The organism is Xanthomonas sp. NCPPB 901, assembly GCF_056725085.1.
On sequence record NZ_CM161511.1, the window covers coordinates 3,298,945 to 3,313,720 of the forward strand.

Annotated in this window: 13 protein-coding genes; 3 read left to right on the plus strand and 10 right to left on the minus strand. The window is 71.6% G+C overall.

Features of this window, described 5'->3' with window-relative positions; translation table 11 throughout:
- Positions 1-112: 112 nt before the first annotated feature.
- From accD to trpB, 3 genes are all read right to left on the minus strand, one after another.
- Positions 113-1,000, minus strand: coding sequence for an acetyl-CoA carboxylase, carboxyltransferase subunit beta (gene accD, locus AC1PME_RS13790; RefSeq protein ID WP_307551392.1), 888 nt, complete (start codon positions 998-1,000; stop codon positions 113-115).
- A 335-nt stretch (positions 1,001-1,335) separates the two neighbouring features.
- The gene (gene trpA, locus AC1PME_RS13795; RefSeq protein ID WP_254458542.1) at positions 1,336-2,139 is read right to left on the minus strand and encodes a tryptophan synthase subunit alpha; all 804 of its coding nucleotides are present in this window, start codon (positions 2,137-2,139) and stop codon (positions 1,336-1,338) included.
- 146 nt (positions 2,140-2,285) lie between these two features.
- Positions 2,286-3,503: a tryptophan synthase subunit beta gene (gene trpB, locus AC1PME_RS13800; protein WP_254458543.1), complete on the minus strand. Its 1,218-nt coding sequence runs from the start codon at positions 3,501-3,503 to the stop codon at positions 2,286-2,288.
- A 98-nt stretch (positions 3,504-3,601) separates the two neighbouring features.
- Between trpB and AC1PME_RS13805 the strand changes: the two genes are divergently transcribed.
- Positions 3,602-4,495, plus strand: a complete 894-nt coding sequence (locus AC1PME_RS13805) for a LysR family transcriptional regulator (protein ID WP_254458544.1) — start codon at positions 3,602-3,604, stop codon at positions 4,493-4,495.
- 34 nt (positions 4,496-4,529) lie between these two features.
- Here the strand turns inward: AC1PME_RS13805 and AC1PME_RS13810 are convergent, their stop codons facing one another.
- The 7 genes from AC1PME_RS13810 to prmB form a co-directional block, all read right to left on the minus strand.
- Positions 4,530-5,192: a phosphoribosylanthranilate isomerase gene (locus AC1PME_RS13810; protein ID WP_254458545.1), complete on the minus strand. Its 663-nt coding sequence runs from the start codon at positions 5,190-5,192 to the stop codon at positions 4,530-4,532.
- On the minus strand, positions 5,189-5,962 hold the full coding sequence (gene truA / locus AC1PME_RS13815; RefSeq protein WP_254458546.1) for a tRNA pseudouridine(38-40) synthase TruA: 774 nt from the start codon (positions 5,960-5,962) through the stop codon (positions 5,189-5,191). Before truA ends, AC1PME_RS13810 begins: the two co-directional genes overlap by 4 nt.
- A 223-nt stretch (positions 5,963-6,185) precedes the next feature.
- Positions 6,186-8,276, minus strand: coding sequence for a motility hub landmark protein FimV (locus AC1PME_RS13820; protein ID WP_481096157.1), 2,091 nt, complete (start codon positions 8,274-8,276; stop codon positions 6,186-6,188).
- Positions 8,277-8,742: 466 nt separating this feature from the next.
- Positions 8,743-9,768, minus strand: a complete 1,026-nt coding sequence (locus AC1PME_RS13825) for an aspartate-semialdehyde dehydrogenase (protein WP_307551402.1) — start codon at positions 9,766-9,768, stop codon at positions 8,743-8,745.
- A 103-nt stretch (positions 9,769-9,871) separates the two neighbouring features.
- The gene (locus AC1PME_RS13830) at positions 9,872-10,906 is read right to left on the minus strand and encodes a 2-hydroxyacid dehydrogenase (RefSeq protein WP_481096158.1); all 1,035 of its coding nucleotides are present in this window, start codon (positions 10,904-10,906) and stop codon (positions 9,872-9,874) included.
- Positions 10,899-12,002: a chorismate synthase gene (aroC, locus tag AC1PME_RS13835; protein ID WP_481096159.1), complete on the minus strand. Its 1,104-nt coding sequence runs from the start codon at positions 12,000-12,002 to the stop codon at positions 10,899-10,901. The genes AC1PME_RS13830 and aroC overlap by 8 nt, the downstream gene beginning before the upstream one ends.
- A gap of 10 nt (positions 12,003-12,012) precedes the next feature.
- A complete protein-coding gene (prmB, locus tag AC1PME_RS13840; RefSeq protein WP_481096160.1) occupies positions 12,013-12,939 on the minus strand; it encodes a 50S ribosomal protein L3 N(5)-glutamine methyltransferase in 927 nt (308 codons plus the stop codon).
- Positions 12,940-13,018: 79 nt separating this feature from the next.
- Here prmB and AC1PME_RS13845 point away from each other — a divergent pair, with 79 nt between their 5' ends.
- Both AC1PME_RS13845 and asd read left to right on the plus strand, forming a co-directional pair.
- Entirely contained in the window at positions 13,019-13,669 is a 651-nt protein-coding gene (locus tag AC1PME_RS13845) for an SCO family protein (protein WP_481096161.1), read from the plus strand.
- A complete protein-coding gene (asd, locus tag AC1PME_RS13850) occupies positions 13,666-14,511 on the plus strand; it encodes an archaetidylserine decarboxylase (protein WP_481096162.1) in 846 nt (281 codons plus the stop codon). Before AC1PME_RS13845 ends, asd begins: the two co-directional genes overlap by 4 nt.
- Positions 14,512-14,776 lie beyond the last annotated feature (265 nt).

The following is a 14,776-nucleotide window of genomic DNA, read 5'->3' on the forward strand; positions in this document are numbered from 1 at the left end:
AATCGGGAACAGCCGGAGACTTCCAGGAATCGCGACAAACCCGCGCTTGCCGCGCGATGCAACGCACGCGCGGCACCACGATTCCCCACTCCCGCTTCCCGATTCCCGGCCCTCATGCCGCCTCGCTCTTCGCCGGCGCCGGCTGCCGCATCATCATCGCCAGCAGGTCGGCCAGGCGGTCGCGCAATTCGCGGCGGTCGCAGATCTGGTCGATGGCGCCGTGCTCGAGCAGGAACTCCGAACGCTGGAAGCCTTCCGGCAGGGTCTCGCGCACGGTCTGCTCGATCACGCGCGGGCCGGCGAAGCCGATCAGCGCGTGCGGCTCGGCGATGTTGACGTCGCCGAGCATGGCGAAGCTGGCCGACACGCCGCCGGTGGTGGGATGGGTCAGCACCGACACGTACGGCAGGCCGGCCGCGCGCAGGCGCCCGAGCGCGGCCGAGGTCTTGGCCATTTGCATCAACGAGAACAGGCCTTCCTGCATGCGTGCGCCGCCGCTGGCGGAGAAGCACACAAACGGGGCGCCGATCTTCAGCGCGGTCTCGGCGGCCAGGGCGAAACGCTCGCCGACCACCGAGCCCATCGAGCCGCCCATGAAGGCGAAATCGAACGAGGCCGCGACCAGCGGCTGGCCCTTGAGCAGGCCCTGCATCGCCACCAGCGCGTCGTATTCGCCGGTGCTCTTCTGCGAGGCCTTGATGCGCTCGCCGTACTTTTTCTGGTCCTTGAACTTCAGCACGTCGGTCGGGCCCAGGCGCGCGCCGATCTCGGTGGGCGCGGTGTCGGCGTCGAACAGCGCGGCCAGGCGCGCGCGCGCGCGGATCGCCATGTGGTGGCCGCACTTCGGGCACACCTCCAGGTTCTCCTCCAGCTCCGGCCGGTACAGCACGGCGCTGCAATTGGGACACTTCTCCCACAACCCTTCGGGAACGCTGCGCTTCTTGCTGGGCGTGCTGTCGGTGCGAATGCCCGAAGGCATCAATTTGCTGAGCCAACTCATGCGATGTGACGATCCATTGGGCGGCCGCGAGAGCCGCAGAGGGGCGACAGTCTAACTCGGTCCCCCGGTGGCCTGCAGACGGTGGCGCATGGAGCGGCCAGGCCGGCCGGCACCGACGCGGCCGCCGCCAGGGCGCCTGCGGCCCTCGCCGACCGCGGGACGTGCGGCATCGCCGCCGCCCATCCCGGCACCCTATAAACGCTCCGGGACCAGCGGCCGCGCGCGCCATCGACTGGCGGCGCTGCGCCGCATGCGCTTGCGCGCCGCGGATGCGGCATCGCCGCAAACACGAACGCCCGCGCGCGGCGGGCGTTCGCGTACGGACCCGGCGTGGCTCAGCCCGCGTCCAGCGCCTGCCGCAGCGGCGCCAGGAACGCCAGGGCCGCCTCGCGCGCGGCCTGCGGACTGCTGGCCTCGGCGAGCGCCGCGACCAGCGCGCTGCCCACCACCACGCCGTCGGCATCGGTGGCCATGGCCTTGGCGCTGGCGGCGTCCTTGATGCCGAAGCCCGCCACCACCGGCACCGGGCAGCGCGCGCGCAGCTGGCGCAGGCGGTCGCCGGCGGCGCGGGTATCCAGCCGGTCGGCACCGGTCACGCCGGCGAAGCTGACGTAGTACAGATAGCCGCGTGCCGCATCGCACAACAGCGCGATGCGCGCATCGCTGGTGGTCGGCGAGGCCAGCACGATCAGGTCCAGGCCGGCGTCGGCGAAGATCGCCAGGGTCTCGGCCGACTCCTCGGGCGGCAGGTCGACCAGCAGCACGCCGTCCACGCCGGCCGCCACCGCCTCCTCGGCGAAACGTGCGGTGCCGTGGATCTCCACCGGGTTGAGGTAGCCCATCAGCACCACCGGGGTGGCCGCGTCGTCGCGACGGAACGCGCTGACGGTCTCCAGCACGTAGCGCAGGCCGGCGCCGCGCGCCAGCGCGCGTTCGGAACTGCGCTGGATGGTCGGGCCGTCGGCCATCGGATCGGAGAACGGCACGCCCAGTTCGATCACGTCGGCACCGGCCTCGACCAGCGCATGCATCGCCGGCACGGTCGCCTCCAGCGATGGATCGCCGGCGGTGAGGAAGGGAATCAGGGCCTTGCGGCGTCGGGCATCGAGTCGGGCGAAGGTGTCGGCGAGACGGCTCATGTTGGACCTTTGCGCCCCTCTCCGAGCGGGAGAGGGGTTGGGTGAGGAAAAGAGGCGAAGCGGTGCGGAATTTGGCTTACGGGGCTGCGCCCGTCCCCTCATCCGGCGCTTCGCGCCACCTTCTCCCGAAGGAGAAGGGAACAGCGTTACAGCGCCAGCCCTTCGCGCGCGGCGATGGTGTGCACGTCCTTGTCGCCACGGCCGGACAGGTTGCACAGCACCAGCGCGTCCTTGGGCAGTTCGCGCGCCAGCTTGATCGACTGCGCCACGGCGTGGCTGGACTCCAGCGCGGCGAGGATGCCCTCGGTGTGCGCCAGCAGGTGGAACGCGGCCAGCGCCTCGTCGTCGGTGATGCCCTGGTAGGTGGCGCGACCGCTGTCGGCCAGGAACGCGTGTTCCGGGCCCACGCCCGGGTAGTCCAGGCCGGCGGACACCGAATGGGTCTCGGTGATCTGCCCGTCGTCGTCGCAGATCACGTAGGTGCGGTTGCCATGCAGCACGCCGGGGCGGCCGGCGGCGATCGAGGCGGCGTGGCGGCCGCTGCCGATGCCGTCGCCGGCGGCCTCGGCGCCGTAGATCTTCACCGAGGCGTCGTTGAGGAAGGCATGGAACAGGCCGATGGCATTGCTGCCGCCGCCGACGCAGGCGCTGATCGCATCCGGCAGGCGGCCGTAGTCGGCCAGCATCTGCGCGCGCGCCTCGCGGCCGACGATGGCGTTGAAGTCGCGCACCATGCGCGGATACGGGTCGGGGCCGGCGACGGTGCCGATGATGTAGAAGGTGTCCTGCACGTTGGTGACCCAGTCGCGCATCGCCTCGTTGAGCGCGTCCTTGAGCGTGGCCGAGCCGGAATGCACCGGCACCACCGTGGCGCCGAGCAACTTCATCCGGTAGACGTTGATCTTCTGCCGCTCGATGTCGGTGGCGCCCATGTACACCACGCATTCCAGGCCCAGGCGCGCGGCCACGGTGGCGCTGGCCACGCCGTGCTGGCCGGCGCCGGTCTCGGCGATGATGCGGGTCTTGCCCATGCGGCTGGCCAGCAGCGCCTGGCCGATGGTGTTGTTGATCTTGTGCGCGCCGGTGTGGTTCAGGTCCTCGCGCTTGAGCAGGATCTGCGCGCCGCCGACTTCGCGGCTGAGCCGCTCGGCGTGGTAGATCGGGCTGGGCCGGCCGACGTAGTGGGTCAGATCCTTGTCGTAGGCGGCGATGAAGGCCGGATCCTGGCGCGCGGCGTCGTAGGCGGCGGCCAGTTCCTGCAGCGGGCCGATCAGGGTCTCGGCGACGAAACGGCCGCCGTAGCGGCCGAAGTGGCCGGCGGCGTCGGGATAGGCGTGGAAGTCGCTGACGGGGACAGAGGACATGGCGCAACCGGAGGGCAACAGGACAGGCTTGCACTTTAGCGCACACGTCGACGCACAAAAACCGATAAAGTCTGACACGAACCGTCAGGAAAACTCACATGTCCACGCTACGCCGCCTGCCCTCGCTCAACGCCCTGCGCGCATTCGAGGCCACCGCGCGGCTGCGCAGCGTCGGCGCCGCGGCCGCGGAGCTGCACGTCACCCACGGCGCGGTCAGCCGCCAGGTGCGGCTGCTGGAGCAGGAACTGGGGCTGCCGCTGCTGCAGCGCGACGGCCGCGGCATCCGCCCGACCGCCGCCGGCACGCGCCTGTGCGAGGCCGCCGGCTCGGCGTTCGCGCAGGTGCACGAGGCGGTGGCGGAGCTGCGCCGCCCCGCGCGCCCGGCCGCGCTGGTGCTGGGCTGCCCCGGCAGCATCCTCGCCCGCTGGATGATCCCGCGGCTGCAGGCGTTGCAGCGCGACCTGCCGGCGCTGACCCTGCACCTGTCCGCGCACGAAGGCGACTTCGCCGCCGACCTGGACGGCCTGGATGCGGCGCTGCTGCTGGGCCAGGCGCCGTGGCCGGCGGACTGGCAGGTGCGCGTGCTGGCGCCGGAGCGGATCGGCCCGGTGCTCAGCCCCGCCCTGCCGCAGGCCGCGGCCCTGGCCACGGCCGCGCCGGCGGCGCTGCAGGGGCTGCCGCTGCTGCATACGGCATCGCGCCCGCAGGCCTGGCCGGCCTGGGCCGAGGCGCAGGGACTGGCGCCGGCGCACTTGCGCTACGGCACCGGCTTCGAACATCTGTACTACCTGCTGGAGGCGGCGCTGGCCGGGATCGGCGTGGCGATCGCGCCGCAGCCGCTGGTCGCCGACGACCTGGCCAATGGCCGCCTGCTGGCGCCCTGGGGGTTCGTCGATACCGGCGGGCAGTGGGCACTGTGCACGCGCCGCGAGGTTCAGGATGGCCGGGTCGAGGCGCTGGCCCAGTGGCTGACGCAGGAACTGCAACGCTGACGCGCGCGACGCGGACGATGGCGCCGCGCGTGGCCTAGCAGTTGGTGTTCAACTCGTGGCAGTCGGCGCGGCGCACTTCCTCGACGAACTTGCGCATCTTGTGGCCGTCCTTGATCCCGGGCTGGCTCTCGATGCCGCTGGACACGTCCACGCCCCACGGCAGGGTGGCGATGATCGCGTCGAACACGTTGTCGCCATTGATGCCGCCGGCGAGCAGGAACGGCCGGTGCAGGCCGGTCGGCAGCCGCGACCAGTCGAAGGTCTTGCCCGAGCCGCCGCTTTCGCCGGGGGCGTGGCTGTCGAACAGGAAGCCGGCGGCGTTGGGGTACTGCAGTTGCAGGGTGCGCGCGTTGATCTCGCCGCCGCCCATCGGCACCGCCTTCAGGTACGGCAGGTTGAAGCTGCGGCAGAAGCCGTCGTCCTCGTCGCCGTGGAACTGCAACAGGGTCGGACGCACCGTGCGCAGCACCTCGCGCACTTCGTCCTTGGGGTTGTCGCGGAACAGCGCCACCACGTCGACCATGGGCGCGGCGGCCTGGCGCATCGCCCGCGCTTCGGCCGGCGCCACCCGCCGCGGACTGCCATGGGCGAACACGAACCCGATCGAATCCACGCCCAACTCGCCTGCCAGGCGGATATCGCCGGCGCGGGTCATGCCGCAGAACTTGATGCGGGTGCGATACAACGTGCGATTCATAGCGTGACCTCGTCCGGAAGCGTCCAGTGGGCGGGATAGAGGGGACCGACGAACACCAGGCCCTGCGGCGGCGCCGTCGGACCGGCGACGCGGCGATCGCGTCCCGCGAGCAATTCGCCAATCCAGGACACCGGCTTTTCGCCCGTTCCCACCATGACAAGGGAACCAACGATATTGCGCACCATGTGATGAAGGAATGCATTGGCCTGGACCTGGATCTCGACCAGCTCGCCGCTGCGGCTCACCACGATCGACTGCAGCTCGCGCCGCGCGTGCAGCGCCTGGCACTGCACGCTGCGGAAGGCGCTGAAGTCCTGCTCGCCCAGCAGCGCCTGCGCCGCCGCGTGCATGGCCTCGGCCTGCAGCGGCCGCCGCTCCCAGCTCAGGGTCTGCCGGTACAGCGCCGGGCGCACCTGGCGGTTGAGCAGGCGGTAGCGGTAGCGGCGTGCGCGGGCGGAGAAGCGCGCGTGGAAGTCGTCGGCCACCGGTACGCACCAGCGCACGCACACCGAGGGCGGCAGCCGCGCGGTGGCGCCCAGCATCCAGCCGCGCGCCGGGCGCGGCGCATCGCAATCGAAATGCACCACCTGGCATTCGCCGTGCACGCCGGCATCGGTGCGGCCGGCACAAATCACGCTCACCGGCGCGTCGGCTACCGACGACAGCGCCGCCTGCAGCGTCGCCTGCACGCTGGGGCCGCCGCTTTCGCCGAGCTGCTGCCAGCCCTGGAACTCGCTGCCGTCGTACTCCACCCCTAGCGCGTAGCGCATGGCGACCTCCACTGCAGTGCGACCTCGGCGTCGGCGCGCCGTGCGGCGGCCGCATGCCTGGACCAGCGCAGGGCGCCTGCGATGCCGCGGTGGCAGTGCACCTGCAATGCCGGCAACGCGGGCACGGCGCCGCGCCCGCGCCGCCGACGCGCAGGCTGTCGCAAGGCCGTCCCGAGCCAGGCCGGACGGCCGCGGCAAGCGCGCCGCGCGCCGCCTGCCGCCATCAGTCCAGCCGTCCCAGCAACTGCAGCGCCTCGGCACGCGCGGCCGGGTCGCCGCTGGCCGCAACCTCGGTCAGCAAGGTGCGTGCGGTCTCGTTGTCGCCCAGGTCCATGTACGCCACCGCCAGTTCCAGCCGCTCGCGGCCGACCGGCGGATACGGCGACGGCGCTTCGGTCGGTGCCGGTGCCGGCACGGGTGCCACCGGCTGGTGCCAGGTCGGCTCCTGCCGGCCGGCGCCGGCATCGCTGTCACCATGCAGGTCGCTGCTCGGCACCGCGGACAGCGGCGCCGGTTGCCGCCAGGACGCCTCGGCCGCGGACTCGGCGGCCGGGGCGGCATGCGGATGGGTGTCGGCCGCGTCGACGGAATGGATGTCGTCGTTGCCCGCGGACAGCGGCGCATCGGCCGGCGCATGGCGCAGCGTCTGCTGCGCCAGCGCGCGCTCGAAGGCGTCGTCGTCGAGCGCCGCGTGGTGATCCACGTGGTGCTCGGCGTGATCGTCGGCAGGATGGTCGACGTGGTCGGTGAATTCCGGCTCCTCCCGTGCATGCTCGTCGCGGCTGACCAGGTCGTCCTCGACCAGCGGCTCGGCGGGCTCCAGCGGCGGCAGTTCCGGCGCATCGACATTGCGGTGCGCGACCACCGGTACCGCGGCGCTCGCCGCCAGCGCCGCGTCGTCGTCGCGCGGCAACGGCGGCAGCGGCGATGGCTTGCGCCGGCGCGACAGCAGCCAGGCGCCAAGGCCCAGCACCAGCAGGCTCACCCCGCCCCACAACCACAGCGGCCAGCCCGTGCTGGCCGGCGCCTGCGCGGCCGCCGGCGTCGCCTGCCCGGCCTGCGCCAGGCGCTTCTGCGCCGCGGCCAGGTCGCTGTCCTTCAGCGCGATCAGTTGCTGCTGCTGGGCCTTGAGCTTTTCGAGCTGCTCCACCCGCGAGCGCAGTTCCTGGACCTCGGCATCGCGTGCCGCGAGGTCTTCGCGCGCCTGCTGCAATTGTTGGGTCGCCACCATGTCTCCTTGGTCGCCGGCACCGGTGCCGGACTTGGTTCCCGCCTCGCGACGCGTCGCCGGCACCGCCGGCGCGATTTCCAGGCGTGCGCCGGCTGCGGCGGCGGCCGGCCTGGGCGCGGCCTGCGCTGTCGCCGCGTCCTGCTGCGCCTGGGCCGGCTGCGGCACCGGCGCGCGCGCCTGGCGCCATTGCGCCGCCTGCTCGCGCACCACCGCCTCCGCCGCGGCGGCGTCCAGGCTGGCCAGGTCCTCCTCGCGCGGGGTGCGCAGCACCGCGCCCTGCTTGAGCAGGTTGAGGTTGCCGCGGATAAAGGCGTCCGGGTTGGCGCGCAGCAGCGCGACCATGGTCTGGTCCAGCGAATGGCCGTTGCCGCGTGCGAGCTGCCCGGCGATTTGCGACAGGGTCTGCCCGGCGCGCACCGGCGCCAGCGCATCGCCGGGTGCGGCCGCGGGGGCCGGCGCCTGACGCGGCGCGGCGGCCGGCCTGGCGCCCGGCGCCGCCGGGGCAGCCGGCGTGGCGGCAGCCGCAGCCGCCGGGGCGGCCGTGGACGCTTCGCGGGCGATGCGGTCGGACGGCTGCGCCGCGGCCGGCGCGTTGATCGCCGGCGCATCCACGGCCGCGGCGGTGTTGGGCGCATCGATCAGCGCGGAATACTCGCGGATCAGCCGCCCCTGGCCCCAATCGACCTCGATCAGGAAGCTCAGCGACGGCACGTCGACCGGCATGCGGCTGCTGACCTGGATCACCGCGCGGCCCTTGCGGGTCTGGGTGAAGCGGAACTGCAGATCGCTGACCAGGCCCTGCGGGCGCTCCAGCCCGACCCGCGCGAAGGTCGCCGGCGAGGCCAGCGCCACCCGCGCCCGCTCCAGTTCGCCCGGCTCGTTGGAGATCACCGGGATCTCGGCCAGGAACGGCTCGCCCGGCTTGGACAGCACGCGGATATCGCCCAGGCCCAGCGCCAGCGCGGCCTGGCTGCAGGCCAGCAACAGCAGCGCAGCGGCGGCGCGACAGACGTGACGCAACCCGCGCGCGGCGAACGCCGCATCGCCGCCGCGGCGATGGAACAAACGTGGTTGTAGGCGCATCCCGCCCCTGCCCCTTGTAGTCATGCCATCAATATATATGAAGCCGGGATTGGGGATTGGGGATTGGGGATTGGGGATTGGGGATTCGGTGCGGACGCGGCAGCGGCGCGGTGCGCGGTGGCGTTGGGTGCGCGAGTGCTTCAGTTCCATCGTGGGTTGGCGACCGACGCGCACTGCACTGCACGCGCTTGTGCCATGGCTCGGCGAAACGCGCCTTGTCCTGTAGGAGCGGCTTCAGCCGCGACGGCGTTCCCAGGAATGCGTCGTCGCGGCTGAAGGTACGCCATTCATCATCGCGCCCGCAGCGCCCCTTCGGGCACATCGCGAGCGTCGGACACGACAACGGCCAGGGCATCCGCCACTGGCCGTTGCATGATTGTCGGGATTTGCGCACCACGCAGCCCAGGAACAGCCCGCGCTACGCAGCGCTACGAATCCCCAATCCCGACAGCCGAATCCCGGCCTTTCAGCCCTCCTGCGCCACCAACTCGGCCAACTGTACCGCATTGAGCGCGGCGCCCTTGCGGATGTTGTCGGCCACCACCCACAGGTTCAGGCCGCGCGGGTGCGAGAAGTCCTCGCGGATGCGGCCGACGAACACCGGGTCCTTGCCCGAGGCATGGGTCACCGGGGTCGGATAGCCGCCGGCCTTGTGCTCGTCGACCACTTCCACGCCGGGCGCCTGACCCAGCAATGCGCGCGCCTGCTCGACGGTGATCTTGCGCTTGGTCTCGATGTTGACCGCCTCCGAATGCCCGAAGAACACCGGCACGCGCACCGCGGTGGGGTTCACCAGGATGCTGCTGTCCTCGAGGATCTTCTGCGTCTCCCACACCAGCTTCATCTCTTCCTTGGTGTAGCCGTTGGGCTGGAAGTCGTCGATGTGCGGGATCAGGTTGAAGGCGATCTGCGCCTGGAACTTCTGCGGCTCGATGTCCTGGAACGCCAGCAGCTGCGCGGTCTGCTTGCCCAGTTCCTCCATGCCCGAGCGGCCGGCGCCGGACACCGACTGGTAGGTGGCCACGTTGATGCGCTCGATGCCGTACTCCTTGTGGATCGGCGCCAGCACCGGCATCAGCTGCATGGTCGAGCAGTTGGGGTTGGCGACGATGCCGCGCGGGCGGTGCTTCAGCGCGTGCGGATTGACCTCCGACACCACCAGCGGCACGTCGTCGTCGTAGCGGAAGGTCGAGGAGTTGTCGATCACCACCGCGCCGGCCGCGGCGAACTTCGGCGCGTACTCCTTGGAGATGCCGCCGCCGGCGGAGAACAGCGCGATGTCCACGCCGGTCGGGTCGAAGGTCGCCAGGTCGAGCACGGTGACCTTCTGGCCCTTGAACTCGACCTGCCCGCCGGCCGAGCGCTCAGAGGCCAGCGGGTACAGGGTGGCGACGGGGAAATCGCGCTCGGCAAGGATGCTCAGCATGGTTTCGCCGACGGCACCGGTGGCGCCGACGACGGCGACGTTGAAACGACGGGTTGCATTGCTCATGGAAGGATTCGATCCGCAGGAAGATAAAAGGGGAGGAACAGCCGCACTGCCACGTGGATTCGGGGAACCTGCCGTGCGCGCCGCGCGCGGCGCCGCAGGCTCCCTATCGTTTTTTGTCCGCAATCGTCCGCGCGCCGCCGGCCGCGGCGATCGCGTCCAGGTTCAGCGCGTTGGGCGGGCGTCCGGCGTCGGCGCCGATGCCCAGCGCGGCGAGCAGGTTGTCCACCGCCAGCGCCACCATCGCGCGGCGCGTGGCCACGCTGGCGCTGCCGATATGCGGGGTCAGCACCACGTTGCGCAGCGCCAGCAGCTCCGGACGGATCGCCGGCTCGCCTTCGAACACGTCCAGCCCGGCCGCGGCCAGGCGCCCGTTGGCCAGCGCGTCGGCCAGCGCGACCTCGTCGACCAGGCCGCCGCGGGCGATGTTCACCAGCGTCGCGGTCGGCCGCATCTTCGCCAGCGCGGCGGCATCGATGACGTGGTGCGACTGCGCGCTGTACGGCAGCACCAGCAGCAGGTGGTCGGCGCGCGCCAACAGGTCGTCGAAGCCGACGTACTCGGCGCGGTGCGCGCGCTCCACCTCGGCCGGCAGGCGGCTGCGGTTGTGGTACAGCACGCGCATCGAAAATCCCGCGGCGCGGCGCGCGATGGCCTGGCCGATGCGGCCCATGCCGAGGATGCCGAGGGTGCTGCCATGGACATCGGCGCCGAGCATGGTGTGGAACGACCACTGCTGCCACTGCCCCGCGCGCAGCCAGCGCTCGGCCTCGCCGATGCGCCGCGCCGCCGCCATCAGCAGCGCGAAGCCGAGATCGGCGGTGGTCTCGGTGAGCACGTCGGGGGTGTTGGTGGCGACGATGCCGGCCGCGCTGAGCGCGTCCAGATCCAGATTGTTGTAGCCGACGCCGACGTTGGCGATGGCGCGCAAGCGCGGCGCGCCGGCGATCTCGGCGGCGCCGATGCGTTCGTTGAGGGTGACCAGGGCGCCGTCCAGCGGCGCCAGCGCCGCGGCCAGGTCCTGCGGCGAATACCGGGTCACGTCCGCGGTGGTGGTCAGCGCGCAATGCTCGCCGAGCCGTGCGACGACGTCGTCGAACAGCGGCTGGCTGACCCACACCCGCGGCCGCGACTCAGCCATCGCCACCGCCGGGGATGCGCGGCGTGACCGTGCCGACGTCGCCGCATTGCGCGCGGTGGCGCAGGGCCTGGTCCATCAGCACCAGCGCCATCATCGCCTCGGCGATCGGGGTGGCGCGGATGCCGACGCAGGGATCGTGGCGGCCGGTGGTGATCACGTCCACCGCCTGCCCGTCCACGTCCACCGTGGCGCCGGGCAGGCGCAGGCTGGAGGTGGGCTTGAACGCCACCGAGACGACGATGGGCTGGCCGGTGGCGATGCCGCCGAGCACGCCGCCAGCATGGTTGGACTGGAACCCGTCCGGCGCGATCAGGTCGCGGTGCTCGGTGCCCTTCTGGGTCACCGCGGCGAAGCCATCGCCGATCTCCACGCCCTTGACCGCGTTGATGCTCATCATCGCCGCGGCCAGTTCGCCGTCGAGCTTGCCGTAGATCGGCTCGCCCCAGCCCGGCGGTACGCCGTCGGCGACCACGGTGACCCGCGCGCCGATCGAATCGCCGGACTTGCGCAGCGCATCCATGTACGCCTCCAGTTCCGGCACCTGCGGCGCATGCGGCCAGAAGAACGCGTTGTCCTCCACCGCCTCCCAGGCGAAGCCCTGCGGCAGCAGCGGCCCGAGCTGGGACAGATAGCCGCGCACGCGCACGCCGTAGCGCTGCGCCAGCCACTTCTTGGCGATGACGCCGGCGGCCACGCGCATGGTGGTCTCGCGCGCCGACGAGCGCCCGCCGCCGCGCGGATCGCGGATGCCGTACTTCTGCCAGTAGCTGTAGTCGGCATGGCCCGGGCGGAACTGCCGGGCGATGTCGGTGTAGTCCTTGCTGCGCTGGTCGGTGTTGCGGATCAGCAGGCCGATCGGGGTGCCGGTGGTGCGGCCCTCGTAGACCCCGGACAGGATCTCGACGGCGTCGGCCTCGCGCCGCGCCGAGGTGTGCCGGCTCTTGCCGGTGGCGCGGCGCTGCAGGTCGTGGGTGAACTCGCCGGCGTCCAGTTCCAGGCCGGGAGGACAGCCGTCGACCACGCAGCCGATCGCCGGCCCGTGCGATTCGCCGAAGGTGGTGACGGTCAGCAGGGTGCCGAAACTGTTCGCGCTCATGGCCGTCGCGTCACCGGTCCGCGGCCAGCGCGGCGATGCGCGCGTGGTGCGCCAGCAGTTCGCTGCGCTCCACCGCGAAGATGCCCATCTGCCCGACCTTGAACTCGACCCAGGCGAAGTCCACTTCCGGCAGCAGCTGCACCAGCGCGCGCTCGGACTCGCCGACCTCGCAGATCAGCAAGCCGTCCTCGCTCAGGTGCGCCGGGGCGTCGCGCAGGATCTTCAGCGCCAGGTCCAGGCCGTCGTCGCCGGCGCGCAGGCCCAGCTCCGGCTCGTGCGCGTATTCCGGCGGCAGCGCGTCCGTCTCGGCGTGGGTGACGTAGGGCGGATTGGTCACGATCAGCCCGTAGCGGCGCCCGCCCAGCCCGGCGAACAGGTCGGACTTGACCAGCGCGACGTTGTCGGCGAGCAGCCGTTCCTTGTTCTCGGCGGCCAGGCTCAGCGCGTCGTCGCTGATGTCGACCGCGTCCACCTGCCAGTTCGGGTTGTAGTGCGCCATGGCGATGGCGATGCAGCCCGAGCCGGTGCACAGGTCCAGCGCGCGCTCGACCGGGCGCCCGGCCAGCCACGGCTCGAAACCGGCCTCGATCAGCTCGGCGATCGGCGAGCGCGGCACCAGCGCGCGCGCGTCGCTCTTGAAGCTGAGACCCGCGAACCAGGCCTCGCCGGTGAGGTAGGCGGCGGGGATGCGCTCGGCGATGCGGCGCTCGAACAGCGCCAGCACCTGCGCCTTCTCCGGCGTGGTGACCCGCGCGCTGCCATAGGCCGGGCCCAGGTCGTGCGGCAGGTGCAGCGCGTGCAGCACCAGCTGCGTGGCCTCGTCCAGGGCGTTGTCGTAGCTGTGGCCGAAGCTCAGCCCGGCGGCGTTGAAACGGCTGGTGCCGTAGCGGATCAGGTCGATGATCGTGTGGAGTTCGGCGGCCGCGTCGGCAGTCATGGCAACAGGCAAGGCAATTTGGCCCCCGATTATAGAGGCCCGGCCGCTATGATGAGCGTTCGTTGCATGGGAAATCAGTATGTTCAACCGCACCTTCGGCATCGTCCTGGTGGTTGCCCTGGCCGCCGGCCTGGGGCTGCTGCTGGCCCAGAAGTACTTCGGCGGCGCCGCCGCCCCGGCCTGGCCGGAGACCCGCACGGTGCGCATGTACCCGCAGCCGCGGCCGCTGCCCGACTTCCGCCTGCGCCAGACCGACGGCACGCCGCTGGTGCCGGGCGAGCTCAAGGGCCACTGGACCCTGGTGTTCTTGGGCTTCACCGCCTGCCCGGACGTGTGCCCGACCACCCTGGCCGACCTGGCGCGCGCACAGAAGCAATGGCAGACCCTGCCGGACACGCTGCGCCCGCGCGTGCTGTTCGTCTCGGTCGACCCGCAGCGCGACACCCTGCCGCGGCTGGGCGAGTACGCCCACGCCTTCCACAAGGACACCATCGCCGCCACCGCCGACGTGCCCGAGCTGGAGCGCTTCGCCACCGCGCTGGGCTTCGTGTTCCAGAAGGTGCCCGGCAAGCACTACGCCGAGAACCCGAACGACTACAGCATGGACCACTCCGCCGCGATCGCGGTGCTCGACCCGCAGGGCCGCCAGGCCGGGCTGATCCGCCCGCCGTTCGATGCCGCGGCGATCGCCGCCGACCTGCAGGCGCTGACCAAGGCCACCGCCCCATGAGCCTGACCACCCGCCTGACCTACGTGCTGCCGCACCGGCTGCTGTCCTCGCTGGCCCGGCGCCTGGCCTACTCGTCGCGGCCGGCGCTGAAGCAGTGGCTGATCGACACGGTGGTGCGCCGCTTCGGCGTGGACCTCAGCGAAGCCGCGCAACCGGATGCGCGCACCTACCCGACCTTCAATGCCTTCTTCACCCGTGCGCTCAAGCCCGGCGCGCGCGTCCCCGACCCCGATCCGCGGACGCTGCTGATGCCGGCCGACGGCCGCATCAGCCAGCTCGGCCGGATCGAAAACGGACGCATCTTCCAGGCCAAGGGGCAGTCGTTCACCGCCGCCGAACTGCTCGGCGACGACGCCGCGGCGGCGCCATTCGCCAATGGCCTGTACGCCACCGTGTACTTGTCACCGCGCGACTACCACCGCGTGCACATGCCCTGGACCGGCACCCTGCGCGAAACCGTCCACGTGCCGGGCCGGTTGTTCAGCGTGGGCACCGATGCGGTGCGCAGCGTGCCGCGCCTGTTCGCGCGCAACGAGCGCCTGGTCTGCCATTTCGACACCGACTTCGGCCCGATGGTCTCGGTGATGGTCGGCGCGCTGCTGGTGTCCGGCGTGGAAACCGTGTGGAGCGGCGTGGAGATCCCGCGCTACGCCGACCGCATCACCCGCAAGGATTGGCGCGGCAAGGGGATCACCCTGCAGCGGTTCGAGGAGATGGCGCGCTTCAACTACGGCTCGACGGTGATCGTGCTGTTGCCGCCCGGCGTGGCCGCGTTCGACCCGGCGCTGGCGGCGGAATCGCCGGTGCGGCTGGGCCAGGCGCTGGCGCGCTTGCTGCACTGACGCGCACAGGGGCCGTTACGCGGCCCCTTGTGGAATGCCCTTGTGGGAGGGACTTCAGTCCCGACGCGATGACGGTGAAGCACCGCCGACGCGCGCTGGCTGACGGAAACGCCACACATCCGACACTGCGATCGCCGGTACCCTCATCCGGCGCTGCGCGCCACCTTCTCCCGATGGGAGAAGGGATGGGAGCGCGCTCGGGTCTTGCAGCAGTACGGCAGCGACAGTCCCCCACTGTGGGAGGGACTTCAGTCCCGACGCGGTG

Coding starts and splice junctions, on each gene's coding strand:
- accD (WP_307551392.1), bottom strand. CDS start 1,000: ATGAGTTGGCTCAGCAAATTGATGCCTTCGGGCATTCGCACCGACAGC.
- trpA (WP_254458542.1), bottom strand. CDS start 2,139: ATGAGCCGTCTCGCCGACACCTTCGCCCGACTCGATGCCCGACGCCGC.
- trpB (WP_254458543.1), bottom strand. CDS start 3,503: ATGTCCTCTGTCCCCGTCAGCGACTTCCACGCCTATCCCGACGCCGCC.
- AC1PME_RS13805 (WP_254458544.1), top strand. CDS start 3,602: ATGTCCACGCTACGCCGCCTGCCCTCGCTCAACGCCCTGCGCGCATTC.
- AC1PME_RS13810 (WP_254458545.1), bottom strand. CDS start 5,192: ATGAATCGCACGTTGTATCGCACCCGCATCAAGTTCTGCGGCATGACC.
- truA (WP_254458546.1), bottom strand. CDS start 5,962: ATGCGCTACGCGCTAGGGGTGGAGTACGACGGCAGCGAGTTCCAGGGC.
- AC1PME_RS13820 (WP_481096157.1), bottom strand. CDS start 8,276: ATGCGCCTACAACCACGTTTGTTCCATCGCCGCGGCGGCGATGCGGCG.
- AC1PME_RS13825 (WP_307551402.1), bottom strand. CDS start 9,768: ATGAGCAATGCAACCCGTCGTTTCAACGTCGCCGTCGTCGGCGCCACC.
- AC1PME_RS13830 (WP_481096158.1), bottom strand. CDS start 10,906: ATGGCTGAGTCGCGGCCGCGGGTGTGGGTCAGCCAGCCGCTGTTCGAC.
- aroC (WP_481096159.1), bottom strand. CDS start 12,002: ATGAGCGCGAACAGTTTCGGCACCCTGCTGACCGTCACCACCTTCGGC.
- prmB (WP_481096160.1), bottom strand. CDS start 12,939: ATGACTGCCGACGCGGCCGCCGAACTCCACACGATCATCGACCTGATC.
- AC1PME_RS13845 (WP_481096161.1), top strand. CDS start 13,019: ATGTTCAACCGCACCTTCGGCATCGTCCTGGTGGTTGCCCTGGCCGCC.
- asd (WP_481096162.1), top strand. CDS start 13,666: ATGAGCCTGACCACCCGCCTGACCTACGTGCTGCCGCACCGGCTGCTG.